Source organism: Winogradskyella litorisediminis, from assembly GCF_042675765.1.
GTDB lineage: Bacteria > Bacteroidota > Bacteroidia > Flavobacteriales > Flavobacteriaceae > Winogradskyella > Winogradskyella litorisediminis.
Genome location: NZ_JBHTJL010000003.1, coordinates 79983 through 96032 on the forward strand (window position 1 = coordinate 79983; position 16050 = coordinate 96032).

At 33.4% G+C, this 16050-nt stretch carries 16 protein-coding genes; 13 read left to right on the forward strand and 3 right to left on the reverse strand.

Translation table 11 applies throughout. The features are described 5' to 3' along the window. Nucleotides 1-3 precede the first annotated feature (3 nt). Nucleotides 4-1164 (forward strand): DUF3095 family protein, encoded by a 1161-nt coding sequence (locus tag ACFQ1Q_RS00450; protein ID WP_386126844.1) that lies wholly within the window; start codon nt 4-6, stop codon nt 1162-1164. On the opposite strand, the gene ACFQ1Q_RS00455 is transcribed toward ACFQ1Q_RS00450, so the two are convergent. Both ACFQ1Q_RS00455 and ACFQ1Q_RS00460 read right to left on the reverse strand, forming a co-directional pair. Beyond that, nucleotides 1161-2435, reverse strand: a complete 1275-nt coding sequence (locus tag ACFQ1Q_RS00455) for an MFS transporter (protein ID WP_386126846.1) — start codon at nt 2433-2435, stop codon at nt 1161-1163. The two genes, ACFQ1Q_RS00450 and ACFQ1Q_RS00455, sit on opposite strands and share 4 nt — an antisense overlap. A gap of 1 nt (nt 2436) precedes the next feature. Beyond that, the gene (locus ACFQ1Q_RS00460; RefSeq protein WP_386126848.1) at nt 2437-4080 is read right to left on the reverse strand and encodes an acyl-CoA carboxylase subunit beta; all 1644 of its coding nucleotides are present in this window, start codon (nt 4078-4080) and stop codon (nt 2437-2439) included. Between the two features lie 154 nt (nt 4081-4234). On the opposite strand from ACFQ1Q_RS00460, the gene ACFQ1Q_RS00465 reads away from it, so the two are divergent. The 7 genes from ACFQ1Q_RS00465 (at nt 4235) to ettA (ending at nt 9184) form a co-directional block, all read left to right on the forward strand. Then, entirely contained in the window at nt 4235-4765 is a 531-nt protein-coding gene (locus ACFQ1Q_RS00465; RefSeq protein ID WP_386126850.1) for an NADPH-dependent FMN reductase, read from the forward strand. A 1-nt stretch (nt 4766) separates the two neighbouring features. After that, nucleotides 4767-5048 (forward strand): GNAT family N-acetyltransferase, encoded by a 282-nt coding sequence (locus ACFQ1Q_RS00470; protein ID WP_386126852.1) that lies wholly within the window; start codon nt 4767-4769, stop codon nt 5046-5048. 6 nt (nt 5049-5054) lie between these two features. Continuing rightward, on the forward strand, nt 5055-5492 hold the full coding sequence (locus tag ACFQ1Q_RS00475) for a MarR family winged helix-turn-helix transcriptional regulator (RefSeq protein WP_386126854.1): 438 nt from the start codon (nt 5055-5057) through the stop codon (nt 5490-5492). 45 nt (nt 5493-5537) lie between these two features. Continuing rightward, nucleotides 5538-6410, forward strand: a complete 873-nt coding sequence (locus tag ACFQ1Q_RS00480) for a pirin family protein (RefSeq protein ID WP_386126856.1) — start codon at nt 5538-5540, stop codon at nt 6408-6410. 14 nt (nt 6411-6424) lie between these two features. Next, the gene (locus ACFQ1Q_RS00485; RefSeq protein ID WP_386126858.1) at nt 6425-7144 is read left to right on the forward strand and encodes a pirin family protein; all 720 of its coding nucleotides are present in this window, start codon (nt 6425-6427) and stop codon (nt 7142-7144) included. Nucleotides 7145-7235: 91 nt separating this feature from the next. Next, nucleotides 7236-7418, forward strand: coding sequence for a CAL67264 family membrane protein (locus ACFQ1Q_RS00490; RefSeq protein ID WP_028871231.1), 183 nt, complete (start codon nt 7236-7238; stop codon nt 7416-7418). Between the two features lie 74 nt (nt 7419-7492). Then, nucleotides 7493-9184, forward strand: a complete 1692-nt coding sequence (gene ettA / locus ACFQ1Q_RS00495; RefSeq protein WP_386126861.1) for an energy-dependent translational throttle protein EttA — start codon at nt 7493-7495, stop codon at nt 9182-9184. Between the two features lie 56 nt (nt 9185-9240). Here the strand turns inward: ettA and ACFQ1Q_RS00500 are convergent, their stop codons facing one another. Next, on the reverse strand, nt 9241-9459 hold the full coding sequence (locus tag ACFQ1Q_RS00500; RefSeq protein WP_386126862.1) for a hypothetical protein: 219 nt from the start codon (nt 9457-9459) through the stop codon (nt 9241-9243). A gap of 296 nt (nt 9460-9755) precedes the next feature. Here ACFQ1Q_RS00500 and ACFQ1Q_RS00505 point away from each other — a divergent pair, with 296 nt between their 5' ends. The 5 genes from ACFQ1Q_RS00505 to ACFQ1Q_RS00525 all read left to right on the forward strand — a co-directional run bounded on the left by ACFQ1Q_RS00505 (nt 9756) and on the right by ACFQ1Q_RS00525 (nt 16047). Further along, complete coding sequence (locus ACFQ1Q_RS00505; protein WP_386126864.1) at nt 9756-11105, forward strand: microtubule-binding protein; 1350 nt, start codon at nt 9756-9758, stop codon at nt 11103-11105. 73 nt (nt 11106-11178) lie between these two features. Further along, on the forward strand, nt 11179-12213 hold the full coding sequence (locus ACFQ1Q_RS00510; protein WP_386126866.1) for a hypothetical protein: 1035 nt from the start codon (nt 11179-11181) through the stop codon (nt 12211-12213). A 43-nt stretch (nt 12214-12256) separates the two neighbouring features. After that, nucleotides 12257-14218: an AAA family ATPase gene (locus tag ACFQ1Q_RS00515; RefSeq protein ID WP_386126868.1), complete on the forward strand. Its 1962-nt coding sequence runs from the start codon at nt 12257-12259 to the stop codon at nt 14216-14218. Nucleotides 14219-14220: 2 nt separating this feature from the next. Continuing rightward, a complete protein-coding gene (locus ACFQ1Q_RS00520) occupies nt 14221-15456 on the forward strand; it encodes a DUF6638 family protein (protein ID WP_386126870.1) in 1236 nt (411 codons plus the stop codon). Nucleotides 15457-15498: 42 nt separating this feature from the next. Then, a complete protein-coding gene (locus ACFQ1Q_RS00525; RefSeq protein ID WP_386126872.1) occupies nt 15499-16047 on the forward strand; it encodes a hypothetical protein in 549 nt (182 codons plus the stop codon). Nucleotides 16048-16050 lie beyond the last annotated feature (3 nt).

Here is a 16050-nt window from a genome sequence, read left to right on the forward strand (position 1 = left end):
TAAATGAGCCACCATTTTTATAAAAATATTAAAGCAGTTACTTCATCTTTACAGTCAGTTCTTCAAAAAGAATCAAAGTTTAAAGATGTTCCTAATTCATGGTTTGTTGTTGTGACTGATATTGAGAATTCTTCAAAGGCTGTTATAGACAATAGGCATAATGATGTCAACCTTGCAGCCACTGGTTGTATTGTTGCCGTTTTAAATAAAATAAAAATAATTAAGGAGGCTACAAAAATACCTTACTTTTTTGGTGGTGATGGCGTTACTTTTATTGTACCTCCAAAATTGATAGATAAAGTTTATGAAGTGGTCGAGAATTATAAAATTCATGTTTTAAAACAGTTTCAGCTAAACCTTAAAATTGGAAAAGTAAGCGTAAAATCTATATACGAAAATGGTTACAAGCTAAAAATCACAAAGCTTCGGCAGAATGAGTTAATGACAATTCCAGTAGTTTTAGGAAATGGTTTAAAATATGCTGAAGCACTAGTGAAAAGTAAAAATGCGACGTTTGAAGATGAGCAACTAATAGTACCTATAAATTTAAAAGGTATGGAGTGTAGATGGGATGAAATTAAACCGATTAAAGAAACTTTAAAAGTATTTTGTTTAATTGTGGTCTGTGAAAATGAACAAATTCAGGCAAAAATATATGCTAGTATTATTTCTAATATTGATAAAGTTTTTGGAAATCTAGAAAGCCGAAGACCAATTAATCCTTTTAACCTAAAATTAAAACCCACATTAAAAAAAATTAAAGTGGAAATGTATAAAAAGATAGGCAAATACAACATATTTTATTTAGTCCAAAATTGGCTCCTTACCTCAATTGGTGTTTATTATTTTAGATTTTTTCCATCTGGAAAAAAATACTTATCACAAGTTACACAACTGTCTGATACAATAATGGTTGATGGCTCATTAACTACAGTTCTTTCTGGAACACAAAAACAAATGAATATTTTGAAAAAATATCTAGAAAGTATTGAAAAGAAGGGAAATATTCTTTTTGGTTTACATACTACCTACGCTTCAATAATGTCTTGTTATGTTGAAGACATGGAAAAAAAACATATTCATTTTGTGGACGGTACAGAAGGTGGTTATACAAGTGCGGCTACCATTTTAAAGATGAAGATAAAAGCTTCTAAACCTAGTTAAGTTTTTTTGGAAAAATTGTAAAATTTAAATGCAGCAACACATCCAATTAGCGAAAAAATACCCATGACTCCAAATACGATTTGATGACCAACAACTTGATTGTAATTATCTAAAAAATAGCCATTGATTAGTCCTATAAAAATATCTGGTGTGTAACCAATCACAGATATGAAACCAACAGCAGTGCCTGTAACAGCTATTGGAATCTTTGCTTCTTCTAATGTGGCGAAATATAAAACTCTTGCTGAATATACGCCAATAGCCATTAGGCCAATGGAAAGGACAAATAATAAATTTGTTGAGTTAGTAATAATTCCGGATGCAAATAGTAGACTTGTTATTGCCATTAAAAAGAAACCAACAATTATCCATAAACTTGCTCTAGTTCTATCAGCTAAAAGTCCAATAACAACTCCAATAATTGGACGAAGATATAGCAAATAAGTTCCGACCTCTGCAGCCTCAATTTTATCATAATACATGACTTGTTCTGCATACTGACTAAAAAGATTGGTCATTTTATATCCGGAATAGGCGCATAAAATGATTATCATTAATAGCCAAACTGCTTTGTATTTGATAACGGTTTTAAAATTTTGAAGTGTAATGAGTTTGGCATTAGACTCTGTTTTGTTAGAATCTTCTATATTAAGTTTTAAAAATAAGTAAACAATAATTCCTACTTCGATTACCGCATAGGATGTATAGGTTATTACTTTTTCAAAAGCAATACGGCGTTCTTCAATAGTTGTCAATTCAATATCTTTTGTTATAAATAGTGAAAAAATTACAACACCGACTGAGCTAAACAGAGCAGCAACTAAACCACGACCACCATCTAAAAACCCAAAGGCAATCCCTTGTTTGTTTTTTCCACCCCAAATTCTTGTTGCCTTAATCATCGCTGCCCAAAATAAAAATATGGTTGTAAATCCCCAAAATCCATAAAGTATCTGTAGTTTGTAAAGACTTGGATATGTGGCTAAATACAATCCACCTAATCCTGTAAGAATAAGTGCTACAGACATTATTTCGTTTGGCTTAAACTTATCAGCGAGTGGACCACCAAACAAATAAGAAAACAAGGCGACAATACCATAAACCGAAAAACAAACACCGAGTTGTGTTTGTGTGATATTAAACGATTCTAAAAACGTTGTTCTAAAAATACGTTGTAGAACAAATGGTAAAATAAAAATAGCCTCTGCGGCAAATATTAATAATAATATAATGTACAGAGGCTGTTTTTTTTCGGTTTGAATATTTGTCATTTTAAACTTGTAAAACCCCTAAGTTAAAAGGTTTTTTAATAGGAGCGTGGTTTGCAGCCTCAATTCCCATACTTATCCACGTTCTTGTATCTAATGGGTCTATTACGGCATCTGTCCACAAACGCGCTGCCGCATAATAGGGTGATACTTGTTTATCGTATCTATCTTTAATTTTATTAAATAACTCTTCTTCTTTTTCTTTGGTTATTTCTTCGCCTTTCTTCTTCAATGATGCTTTTTCAATTTGTAAAAGCACTTTAGCCGCCGATTTTCCGCTCATTACAGCTAATTCAGCACTTGGCCAGGCAACAATGAGATTTGGGTCGTACGCTTTTCCGCACATAGCATAATTACCAGCGCCGTAACTATTGCCAATAACAATTGTAAACTTCGGAACGACCGAATTGCTTACTGCATTAACCATTTTTGCACCATCTTTAATAATTCCACCATGCTCGGATTTACTTCCAACCATAAAACCGGTAACGTCTTGTAAGAATACTAACGGAATTTTTTTCTGATTACAATTGGCAATAAAACGTGTAGCCTTATCTGCAGAATCGTTATAAATCACACCACCAAATTGCATTTCAGCAGGTTTGGTTTTTGCACCTTTTGTTTTAACAATTTGTCTTTGGTTGGCAACTATACCAACTGCCCAACCATCTATACGAGCATAACCCGTAATAATAGTCTGTCCGTAACCTTTTTTATACTCCTCAAATTCAGAATTATCCACTAAACGACTTATAATATCATTCATATCGTATTGGTCAGAGCGACTTTTTGGTAAAATACCATATATGTCATCTTGATTTTTAGAAGGTTTTACACTGTCAATTCTATTGAAACCAGCTTTATCAAAGTCACCAATTTTATCGACGATATTTTTAATTTTATCTAAAGCATCTTTGTCATCTTTGGCTTTGTAATCGGTAACTCCAGAAATTTCGCAATGTGTGGTCGCACCACCAAGCGTTTCATTATCAATGGTTTCGCCAATTGCTGCTTTAACTAAATAACTTCCTGCGAGAAAAATACTTCCTGTTTTGTCTACTATTAAAGCTTCATCGCTCATAATAGGTAAGTAGGCGCCACCAGCAACACAACTACCCATAACAGCAGCAATTTGTGTAATTCCCATACTACTCATCACCGCATTATTTCTAAAAATGCGACCAAAATGTTCTTTATCAGGAAAAATTTCATCTTGCATAGGTAAAAACACACCAGCACTATCAACTAAATATATTATGGGTAATCTGTTTTCTATCGCAATTTCTTGTGCGCGTAAGTTCTTTTTTCCAGTTATAGGAAACCATGCTCCAGCTTTTACAGTAGCATCATTTGCAACAACAATACATTGCTTTCCTTTGACATAACCAATCTTTACAACAACGCCGCCAGAAGGACATCCGCCGTATTCTTCGTACATATCTTCGCCCGCAAAAGCTCCAACTTCAATGGATTTTGCTTTTGGGTCTAGTAAATGATTAATACGCTCACGAGCGGTTAGTTTTCCATTGCTATGGTGCTTTTCAATACTCTTCTCGCCACCGCCAAGTTTCACTTTAGATAAGCGTTTTTTTAAATCTGAAACTAAAAGTTTATTATGGTCTTCGTTTTTATTGAATTTTAAATCCATCAGTGCTTTTTCTTTTGCACGAATTTACAAAACAATATGCTTTTGTTTTAATTGTTAATTCTTAATGAAAGGTTAAATAATAATTACATGGAAATATATTCCTTGGAACATAAATATTTTTTAATTACTTTTGAACTATCAAATTATAACAACTATGAAAAAAATAATAGTACTTGCTGGAAGTTTAAGTAAAACTTCAATAAATCAACAATTAGCAATATACGCGTCAACTTTAGTCAATAACGTAGAAATAAAACTTCTAGATTTAAACGATTACGAAATGCCACTTTATAGTCCTGAACGTGAAAACGAAAACGGAAAGCCAGAAGAGGCCTACAATTTTGTAAATGAAATTAAGAATGCAGATGGAATAATTATATCACTTGCCGAATATAATGGTTCTTACACAGGGGCTTTTAAAAATACTTTTGATTGGGCATCTCGCGTAGAAGGAAAGACCTTTCAAGATAAACCAATGCTATTAATGGCAACATCTCCAGGTGCTAGAGGCGGACAAAATGTTTTAGCGGCTGCAACCAATCGTTTTCCTATTCATGCTGCTAACATTGTAGCTAAGTTTTCTTTGCCATCTTTTGGGGATAATTTTGAGGACGGAAAAATTACGAATGAAGAACTAAATAATGATTTAAGTAAGCAAGTACAAACTTTTGAAAAATCTCTATAAAATGGAAATAAAACACCAAAATTTTGAAACTAAAGGACGTTTTTTTATAGAATATCAATCAAAAGTTTTAGCAGAAATGACTTATAGTAACGCAGGGAAAGATAGAATCATAATAGACCATACAGAGGTTAATGAGTCTTTACAAGGACGAGGTGTTGGTTACAAATTGGTTGGTGAAGCTGTTGCTCATGCAAGAAAGAATAATCTTAAAATTATACCTCTTTGTCCATTTGCTAATGCTGTATTTAAGAAAAAGTCAGAATTTAAAGATGTATTACAATAAACAGTTATGGGTGATTTTGCAAAAGATATCAATTCAAAATTTGACAATCAGCGCATAAAAGCATTACTCAATATTATTTATACGGCAAATTGGGTAAGTAGTTGTCAAACAGAGTTTTTTAAACCTTACGGTATTTCTCCGCAACAATACAATATTTTACGAATTTTACGAGGAGCCGGAGAAGCTTTAAAAGTGCAAACCATTAAAGAGCGAATGATAGAACGTTCACCCAATGCTACTCGGTTGATGGACAAATTATGCACCAAAGGTTGTATAGAACGTTTACCATCAGAGCATGATAGACGAGTGGTTAAAATAGCGATTACGAAACAAGGTTTAGAACTACTAGACGCTATTCCACATAATTTTAATAAAAATCTTTTAAAGAATTTAACCGAAGCTGAAGCAGAACAATTAAGCCAATTATTAGATAAAATTAGATAAAAATTTGCACAATTATATTCCATGGAATATATAAAATTCAATAAAATGAAACTTAACTCCGTAAAAACAATAGGGCAGAGTAATTTTGTAAATATGGGACCAATTAGGTTAAGACAGCCTTTGCCTACTCGTCAAATTGAAATGATTGACCCATTTATATTGCTTCATCATTACGGGCCATATAAAATCGATGAAACCAATAATCCGTTTGATTTGGGTCCGCATCCGCATCGTGGTTTTGAGCCCGTAACATTTTTGTTTCAAGGAGAACAGTTACATCGCGATTCTTTAGGCAACGAGAGTATCGTTAAAGCAGGCGATGTACAATGGACGACTGCTGGTCGTGGTATTATTCACGCAGAAAAACCAACAAAAGAGTTTGTAAAAAAAGGTGGTTATATAGAAGGTATTCAATTATGGTTAAACTTGCCAGCTGAAAAAAAGATGATTCAACCTAATTATCAGCATGCAAAGCACGAAGATTTTAACATCGTTTATTCTGAAGATAAGAAAATAGAAACTCGCATAGTAGCAGGTGAGTTTAAAGGTAGTGCTGGTAAAATTGCAACTCAAACTTCTGTTAATGCATACATAATCACAGCTAAAGATGGAGGTTTAGATTACTTTAATATTTCTAATCAACACCAGAGTTTGTTGTATTTGCTAAAGGGAAAAGTAACTATTAATGATTCCGAAATATTAGAACTTAACGCCAATCAATTGATTCAGTTTAATCAAGATGGTGAAGGTTTTAAACTCGAAGCGAATAAAGATAGCTTGCTATTGTTTCTTTCAGGTGAGCCTTTTAATGAACCTGTTGCAACATATGGACCTTATGTTATGAATAATCAAACAGAGCTTATGGAAGCTATGCGAGATTATCAAATGGGAAAAATGGGATTTCTTCCCGCTAATTAAAAATAAAAAAAATTATGAAAACTATAATTCACAAAGCAAATACTCGTGGATACGCTGACCACGGCTGGTTAAAATCTTATCATACATTTAGTTTTGCAGGTTATCAAAATCCGGATCGAATGAATTTTGGTATGCTTCGCGTACTAAACGATGATGTTGTACAGCCTAATATGGGTTTTGGCACACATCCACACCAAAATATGGAAATCATTTCTATTCCACTTAAAGGAGCATTATCTCACAAAGATAACATGGGTAATAAACGTGCTATTGAAGTTGGAGAAGTACAAGTAATGAGTGCAGGAACAGGTTTAACACATTCAGAATTTAACGATAGTAAAACAGATGAAGTTAATTTTCTTCAATTATGGATTATTCCAGAAGAAATGAGTGTAAAACCAAATTATGAGCAACGAAAATTTCCAATTCAAGAACGATTAAATCAACTGCAAACTGTAGTAGCTCCAAAAGATAAACTTATAGGTACTGCTTTGCCCATAAGTCAACAAGCCTATATATACAGAAGCACTTTAGATACAAATAAAAAGATTGAATTAAAACCACGAGACCAAAACAATGGCTTTTATATTTTTAATCTAAAGGGAAGCTTATCGGTAGCAGATTTTACTTTAGAAAATCGAGATGCTTTAGGTGTTTATGATTTAGATTCAGTTACAATTAAAGCATTACAACCTTCAGATTTAATTATTATTGAAGTGCCAATGTCTCAATAATAATATTATTTTTTGGTTCAAAAAGCGTTCTTTCTAAGGATGCTTTTTTCGTTTAAAAATACGATATTTGTTTTCCCTTAAAATTGAAATTATGGCAATGAATAAAAACACAGTGTTAGCTTGGGCTACCACTATAATGATAATTGTAGGATTAAGTTTAATAGCTCTTGGTGCTTTTAGATATGACGATGTAGCTGGTTGGGGATTTGCTGCCGTAGGTGGCGGATTCTTTTGTATTGCATGGGTCTTTAATGCTTTAAAAGGGCGTGTTTAAAGATTTTAGATTTATAAATGAATCTAAGTTTTCAAACAGAATCATATATCAACTAATCAAAAATCGTATATCATATGAGTGACGATAAAAAAATAATTTTCTCAATGTCTGGTGTTACTAAGACATTTCAGTCTGCAAATACGCCAGTTTTAAAAAATATTTATCTCAGCTTCTTTTATGGAGCAAAGATTGGAATTTTAGGTCTCAATGGTTCAGGTAAATCTACATTACTAAAAATTATTGCTGGTGTAGATAATAATTACCAAGGTGATGTGGTCTTTTCTCAAGACTACTCTGTTGGATATCTCGAGCAAGAACCTCAGTTAGACGAAAATAAAACTGTACTCGAAGTTGTTAAAGAAGGAGCTGCAGAAACAGTTGCAATCTTAGATGAATACAACAGTATAAATGACCAATTTGGTTTAGAGGAAGTCTATAGCGATCCGGATAAAATGGAAAAACTCATGAATCGTCAAGCGGTATTACAAGACCAAATTGATGCTTCAAACGCTTGGGAGCTTGATACTAAGCTAGAAATAGCTATGGATGCCTTAAGAACTCCAGAAGGTGATAAAAAAATTGCGGTACTTTCTGGTGGTGAAAGACGTCGAGTTGCTTTGTGTCGCTTGCTACTTAAAGAGCCAGATGTGTTATTATTGGATGAGCCTACAAACCACTTGGATGCAGAGTCTGTACACTGGTTAGAGCATCATTTAGCACAATACAAAGGAACAGTAATTGCCGTAACACACGATAGATACTTTTTAGATAACGTTGCGGGTTGGATTTTAGAACTCGATAGAGGTGAAGGTATTCCTTGGAAAGGTAATTACTCATCTTGGTTAGACCAAAAATCAAAGCGTTTAGCACAAGAAAGTAAGTCTGCATCAAAACGTCAAAAGACTTTAGAGCGTGAGTTAGAATGGGTTCGTCAAGGAGCTAAAGGCCGTCAAACCAAACAAAAAGCACGTTTAAAGAACTACGATAAATTAATGAGTCAAGATCAAAAGCAATTAGATGAAAAGCTCGAAATTTATATTCCTAATGGACCTAGATTAGGAACAAATGTTATTGAAGCTAAAGGTGTAAGTAAAGCTTATGGCGATAAGTTATTATACGAAGACTTAAACTTTAATCTCCCACAAGCAGGTATTGTTGGTATTATTGGGCCAAATGGTGCTGGTAAAACCACAATCTTCAGAATGATTATGGGCGAAGAAACTCCAGATAAAGGCGAATTTATTGTCGGTGAAACTGCTAAAATTGCATATGTTGATCAAAAGCATTCTAATATAGACCCAAATAAAACAATTTGGCAAAATTTTAGTGACGAACAGGAATTAGTAATGATGGGCGGAAAACAAGTTAACTCTCGTGCATATTTAAGTCGTTTTAATTTCTCTGGAAGTGAACAAAACAAAAAAGTAGATTTATTATCTGGTGGAGAGCGTAACCGTTTACATTTAGCAATGACATTAAAAGAAGAAGGTAATGTATTACTTTTAGATGAGCCAACTAACGATTTAGATGTCAATACATTAAGAGCGCTAGAAGAAGGCTTGGAAAACTTTGCAGGATGTGCTGTAGTTATATCTCACGACCGTTGGTTTTTAGACCGAATTTGCACACATATTTTAGCGTTTGAGGGCGACTCTCAAGTTTATTTCTTTGAAGGTGGCTTCTCTGAATATGAAGAAAATAAGAAGAAACGTTTGGGCGGAGATTTAATGCCAAAACGTATTAAATATAAAAAGTTGGTTAGATAATTACACTAATTAATAAAAAAAAGCAGCCCTTAGGCTGCTTTTTTTGTAATGTATTTTTATTCGTCATAAAGGTGACTACTCGTAAAATCTTTATAAGATTCATCTACATCCTTAAATGCATTGGTCTCCATTAATTTTTTATTCTGAGCCTTAAGTTTATACATTTTAATTATAGCAATGCCAATTAAAACAATAAAAACAAAACAAACAGTTAATAAAATTAAGGTTAATTGATGCGTACTTATAGCAGATGATAAAAGAAAATTCCCCAACATTTTCAGTCAATTTAGATTTGGATATAGTGCGAATATAGTAAAAAACTCTAATTCTTAACTGTTTCATAATAAATAATTTAAGAAATAATTATGAACAATATTACGATTAAGTGTTAAAAAACTTAGACGAAACACGAGATTTACTAGAGTTTATAGGCTTTTACTTTCAATTGAATTAGAGTGTAACAAATTTAGAAAAACTTATACTTATATTTTATAAGAACCTTTTTTATACTCATAAAAAATACCGAAATTGCTTAACCAATATTGTTCAACCAAAAAACACCATCAAACATATGTCTGACGATTTTGACTTATTAGAAACTAACTCACAAGAAAAGCCTGAAAAAGTAGATGTCAATTGGGGCAAAGCCATAGACCAAATGAAATCTAAATTAGCACAAGAAGATGACCCAGAAAGTCGTCAAAAAATATTAAATGCTACCTTAGACAATGTCGTAGATATGGCAGAAAAGGATAGAACTACACTTCTTGATGCTATTAAAGATTTAACCGATTACCAAGACGAAGTTGGTATTATGTTCGAAGGTTTTTCTGCTTTAAACAAGGCAGAACAAAAAATCATCGATGATGCTGTTAAACGTTTAGAGCGCGCCAAGGTAGAGCTTGAAGATGCTAAAAATAAACCAGATACATGGTGGAATAATCTTTGGGGAAGAAAAAGTAAAATCAAAAATGCCGAAGATGAACTTGCTTTAGCTCAAAAAGAACGCGACGCATCCGATAATAAGGCAAAAGCTATGTTTCAAGAACGTATCGAAACTGCAGATGTGCAAACTTTGTTAAATGAATTATCATTTAAAAGTCAAGCAGCAATCAAACGTCTTAAAGACCGTGAAGTTGAAATTAAAGAAGTTGAAGATAAACTTCAAGACGCTATTGTAGAAGCAAGTAAAAATCATACCAAAGCTTTAGAGAAAAAAGCTGAAGTAGAAGATAAGTTGGAAGCTGAATATGCTCTATTAAAGCAAGCGCGTCAAGCATTGACAGATGTTGCAGATAAGCAATCAACAGAATATTCTGAAGCTTTATCTAAAGTCACAAAACTTGAGCAATCGGTCGAAGAGCTTGAAGGTTTAAAGAACGCATATACCACTTTAGCTGCGTCTAAAGACAGTTTCGTTCACAAGCACAACCTTACCATAAAAGTCTTGACCTCTTTACGTAGCAACTTGCAAACGCACCGCGCTAAATTAAAGAGTGATACAGACGAAAGATTAAAGTATTATGATGGTTACGTTGTGGCTTTAAAAGCACGTACAGACCAAGAATTCGCTGCAATCTTAGAGCATTTAGGAGTTAAAACAGATGAGCATATTGGCGAAACATTGGCGGCTATGCATACGGCTAGTGCTAGAGCACGTCAAGAAATGATGGATAATATTCCGGTTCATGAAAAAGTGATGCAAGGTGTTTATGGCAGCTATGCTGAAGCTTTGAAGGAAATCCGTAATAAGGATATCGAAATTCAGAAAAACTTTGCAGACCGTTACGGCATAGATATGAAAGCTATTTTCGACGAATATTATAATTCTGACAATACCGTACCAAATAATCCTGAAGGTGATAATGCTGGCGGCAACGATGCGCCAAAACCTCAAGCAGAAGACGATTTGTTAGGGTAAAAATTAAGTTAGCAGTACTCAGTTAGCAGTTTTATAGACTACTAACTGGGACTGTATACTGCATACTAAATTTATGATAGTAACACCTTTAGATTCCGCACAATTAGACTCCAAGCAGCAGTACGAGTTTTATCATCGTATGGTAGACTTTACGGTGAAAGAGCTAATCGTAAAAATGCAACAGCAACAATTGTGTAGCGAGCAGGAATTGGTGTTTTTTAAACAATACTGTGATTTGCTATTGTATTCTATCGAAGCCATGCGTGTTAAATACATGTACGACGATGAGGATAACATGAAAATTGACCTCACAGATTCAGGCTTTCCTAATTATTTAGAGTTTCGTTATTTATTTAACGATTTAGCATTACGTGAGGAATATCTAAATCGTTTAACACCTATAGAAACGCTTCAAGACGAGTTCTTAGATACGTTAATGCGAAAAAAAGAACCAATTAAAAAATCGAAACTTTTTCAAGCTGCATCCATAGTCTATTATACCAATGTAAAGCAGCAATTTATTTTTAATCGGTTTGTACAAGGAAAAATTTTAAAATCTCCACAGCCAGAAATCGCAGAATATATGACAAGTTGGAGTTTTTATGATGTGTCATATAATAGACCATTTGTTTGCTTTTTGTATTTCAATTACGATGGACGTGACCCAATAAAAGATAAAGCAGAAATTTACCAAGCTATAAAACAAGCTGCAGACCGAAAAATGAATTTGGATGCCATGGCTTATGCCATTGACCGCAAACAAGAAAATGTATTACCTAAACTTCTAAAATTAATTGATTTAGGACCATTACACAATGTATTTGCTAAGGACGAGAATAAAATTACACATGCCATTTTAGATGCGATTTCAAAAAAAGATATCCCTCTTGAAAGTTATGCATTCTCCTTGAAAATTGATGAAGTTAAGTCAACTTCAGAATTTAAGGAAGGTAGTTTTTTTAGTAAACAAACTTTTCAAAAATGGGGAAATATTAAAAAAGAAAAATTTGTATTAGCGCCACACCGTATCATACAATTATTATATAATAAAACACCCAAAGTCATTGATAAATTGGCAAAGCCACCAATTCAAGTGAGTGATTTATAATATTTTCAACTTGAAACTTTAGAACTTAAAACTTTAAACTACTTTGGAACACAATTCAACATTCCCTATAAAACAAACCGAGCTCGACATGCTTCGTGATGAAGCCACATCCTATATAAAAAGTATACAATGGGAGCAAGGCGAGCGCGCACGAAATAAAGATAAAGATGCACAGGACGAATCTATTTTACTTTACTTATCGCGAGCAAAAGGCAATGGCGGTACAGAATTGACGTCGGTTTCTAAAACGATTTTAGAACTTAAAAAACGATTGTTGCCAGAGTCAGTTGCACTTCCAATTCATTTGAATAATACGTTATATGCCGTACAAGAAGGTATTGGTTTAGGCTTATGGATTCGAGATAGTTATTACGACGCATCAGGATTATCGTCTTTAATAGAAAACAAATCGGCTTTAGACAATAACGGGAAAAGAGAATACGAAAGTAAAATGCTTACGGCGACAGCATTTATGTTGTTCTCGATTGCTTATAAAATTTTACACGACTTAAAACCTAAAGCTTCTGATGATTTAAGCGTCATGAAACAGAAGTTTGCTGGTATTCCTGAGGTGTCTTTTTTAACGCCTTTAAAAGGAATTTCTTGCAGTTTGTTTTACTACGATAAATATTTAGGACATCCTGAAATCATTAAAACAGACAAAGATGTTATCGATTTTACAGTTGTTTATTTTGAAGCTTTAATTGGAGAAATCCAACTCAGAAAAAGCACTTTAGAATATACCGAAACTATCGTCGATAGAGCTTACAAGTTAGAAAATAGCGACTTTGATATCGATGGTTGGAGTAATACGTTTGAGGGTACAGCCAAAAGCGTAGAATTCAATAAAATACAGTTTGAACAAATTGTAGGTAACCGAGATGCTAAGCATTTTGCACGTCGTTTAACAGAACGTATGCTGAGCTATGATTTCGAATCTCAAAAAAATCCTTTTCAAGAATTAGGTGGATTTATGCCAGTTTTTATGGGCTATGGAATTCCCGGAACAGGTAAAAGTATGCTTATTGCAGCTATTGCTACGCGACTAAAAGAGCATTGCGATAATTTAGATATTCCGTTCTTATTTCATCCTATGCCAGATACCTTGATTAGTACATTTCAAGGAGGTTCAGCTGAAAAAATGGTAGAGTGGATGAAACCCTTGCAAGACCCAACAAAATTAATTTTTGCACCAATTGATGATGCCGAAAATAATTTGCAAGAACGTACCGCTCAAGGCGTTTCTGCTGGTGTTAAAGAAGTCATTGGTGTATTTTTAAGATATACTGAAGGTGCTTACGCGGTAAACTATGGTAACAGTTCTATAGGATTATTCACAAACCTTCCAGAAATGTTGGATAAGGCCGTAATTTCTCGTGTGCAAGGCAGATTTAAGATAGATGGCGCACGAACTGAGCACGATTTCTTAGATCAAGACCATATTTGGTGGCGTAAATTACAAGATACAATGCCGGATTTTGTTAATATGAATGACCCTGAAGGCTACAAATATTTAGCAGACCAAGGCTTAGCAAAAAGCATGGGAGACATCCTTAATGCAGTAGAAAAGCCAACAGAGGAAAGAGTTCATGATACTTTTAATAAGGTGGAAAAATTGCATCAACCAAAAGACCATATGTTTTATGCATCATTGTTTAAAGAAATACAAAAGATATTTCCATTCTTTTCCTCACGCGATGTGCGTAATATACAATCAGCAATATCATTACGTTTAACTGATTTTGATTTGGAAAAAGATTGGTTTGATAATCCAGATAAGTATTTTAAGAAGGATTATGAGACTAAATTCAATATGCTTCAAGAATTGATGAAGGCCAATATGAAAGGTTTAAACTTCTCAGACATTCGTCGTCAAGAGGTTATTCGCTATTTAGATAATGTGGCAACCATTGCCGATACAGACTTTAAGCGTAAAGTTGACGCTAGAATTAATCAATTAAATATTGAAACTGAAGCGAGAGCACAATTTGGGAATAGAGAATAGTAATGCAAAAACTAAAACAAGCAAATCTATATAGAAGTGAACTCATTCCCGTAAGTGGAAAATTAGTTGAGCGTTACAACAAATGCCTTTTAAAATTAGGCTTTACAGAAACAAAGCTCAAAAAGTTTTCAATTGATGGTGTGGGTTGGAGTCCAGAAATTGCCGAAGAAAAAAATGATACCAATTACCTATGTAATGGGCCTTCAAATCCGCATGGTATTATAATATCACCCTTACAAAACCGTAAGCCGGTGTATTCGCCATACCATTCGTTTGACCGCGATATGATGCAGCTGATTTTTAAAAGCTATTCAAAAAAAATCAATGATATTACACGTGATTCGGCGATTATTATAGACTTTGACCAAAAAATAGATACGTTTTATGAACCGCTAGATGTCCTAAAATACGGTACAATAACGATTAACTTCCATTTAATGGATAATCTGTATCATCAGCAGCAAGAACAATTTCAACTTATTGAAAAGTTTAAAACTGGTCATAATTTTATAGATGAAACGCTGCAAGCTCAAATTTTAGAATCAGCTAAAGCTTATGGTGATTTGCGCGGTAGAGATTTAACATTGCCACATCTTAAGTTTGAAACTAATTCCTTTTACACAAAGGCTTTTGGTGGTGTTTATGTTTTGAGGGATTTTATAAAACCTATCGTGGTTTTTGAAGATATGGCATCATATAAAGAAGCGATAAAAGACACGCACTACGATGTTTTAATGTATCATGTATCGCATTCTGAATTAGTAGAAAAACTACGAGACCATTTAATTATTGAATGTAATTTAGAAGATATAGTAAATACACCAAAATACGAACGCATTAAAAAATATGAATTTGCTCAAATCCTAAAGGATATACAACATCCAATTAATGATATTTTATCGGATTCAATGCTTTTTAAAAGTTATTTGAATAAGATTGATATAAAATCGCGTAAACAAGTGATGAGTGTTGAGTTATATTTAGAAAAACTCGAAAGAAGCAATGCTTATAAACTTGAAGATTTGGTAGATAAACAAATGTATTTTGCATTGCATAAGCCACATTCATCGTTAGATGTTAAGCATCAAGACTTAATCTGGAAATTACTTATTAACATAGCACCAAAGGACGTTTTATTTTTGTATTGGTATGATAAAGACCAATTTTACGAGAATTATGCAACTTGGGACGAATCTTTTAAAGATTGGGTAATTAAAACTATTAGTAACAATATTTAGTTTTTATAGACTAATTTTATAGAACATCAAAACTCTAAAACCATGGGATTAGAACTTGTCATTTTTATAGTAGCCATATTATTCGGAATTTTCTTGTATTGGAGAGAATCTAATGGTAATGGTGCATACAGAGCGCTCAATAAAATTGTAAATAGTAAAGAATTACAAATGTCACTAGATAACCCTAAGGGTTTTGTTTACAAACAAGCTTTTATACCGAGGTTGATTTTTGTTGTGACTTTAGTTTTAATTGCAGCATTAATTGTTGAATTTTTAACACCGATTACTGTGTTCTCTAGCTATAATGGTATTTCTGCATTTTCTTCGTTTGCAGCAGGAACTTTATTAGGAACATACCTCGCAAGCTTCGTCTTAAAATCTTCAGAAGTTATTGAAGAAAAAAGTCATTCTGTTTCTGAACTTGTTGACGATGCAGTTGAAAAAGGCAAAGACCTCATTGATGATTTAAAAAACAGAGATTACAAAGTTGTTGAAGTCGCTAAAGACGAAATTAAAACTAGGCCTTCAAAAGATTTAGATTCTGATGGTAAATCAGCTAGAGAACGTTTAAAGGATAAGGGATTGATGTAAAAT

Coding starts and splice junctions, on each gene's coding strand:
- ACFQ1Q_RS00450 (WP_386126844.1), top strand. CDS start 4: ATGAGCCACCATTTTTATAAAAATATTAAAGCAGTTACTTCATCTTTA.
- ACFQ1Q_RS00455 (WP_386126846.1), bottom strand. CDS start 2,435: ATGACAAATATTCAAACCGAAAAAAAACAGCCTCTGTACATTATATTA.
- ACFQ1Q_RS00460 (WP_386126848.1), bottom strand. CDS start 4,080: ATGGATTTAAAATTCAATAAAAACGAAGACCATAATAAACTTTTAGTT.
- ACFQ1Q_RS00465 (WP_386126850.1), top strand. CDS start 4,235: ATGAAAAAAATAATAGTACTTGCTGGAAGTTTAAGTAAAACTTCAATA.
- ACFQ1Q_RS00470 (WP_386126852.1), top strand. CDS start 4,767: ATGGAAATAAAACACCAAAATTTTGAAACTAAAGGACGTTTTTTTATA.
- ACFQ1Q_RS00475 (WP_386126854.1), top strand. CDS start 5,055: ATGGGTGATTTTGCAAAAGATATCAATTCAAAATTTGACAATCAGCGC.
- ACFQ1Q_RS00480 (WP_386126856.1), top strand. CDS start 5,538: ATGAAACTTAACTCCGTAAAAACAATAGGGCAGAGTAATTTTGTAAAT.
- ACFQ1Q_RS00485 (WP_386126858.1), top strand. CDS start 6,425: ATGAAAACTATAATTCACAAAGCAAATACTCGTGGATACGCTGACCAC.
- ACFQ1Q_RS00490 (WP_028871231.1), top strand. CDS start 7,236: ATGGCAATGAATAAAAACACAGTGTTAGCTTGGGCTACCACTATAATG.
- ettA (WP_386126861.1), top strand. CDS start 7,493: ATGAGTGACGATAAAAAAATAATTTTCTCAATGTCTGGTGTTACTAAG.
- ACFQ1Q_RS00500 (WP_386126862.1), bottom strand. CDS start 9,459: ATGTTGGGGAATTTTCTTTTATCATCTGCTATAAGTACGCATCAATTA.
- ACFQ1Q_RS00505 (WP_386126864.1), top strand. CDS start 9,756: ATGTCTGACGATTTTGACTTATTAGAAACTAACTCACAAGAAAAGCCT.
- ACFQ1Q_RS00510 (WP_386126866.1), top strand. CDS start 11,179: ATGATAGTAACACCTTTAGATTCCGCACAATTAGACTCCAAGCAGCAG.
- ACFQ1Q_RS00520 (WP_386126870.1), top strand. CDS start 14,221: ATGCAAAAACTAAAACAAGCAAATCTATATAGAAGTGAACTCATTCCC.
- ACFQ1Q_RS00525 (WP_386126872.1), top strand. CDS start 15,499: ATGGGATTAGAACTTGTCATTTTTATAGTAGCCATATTATTCGGAATT.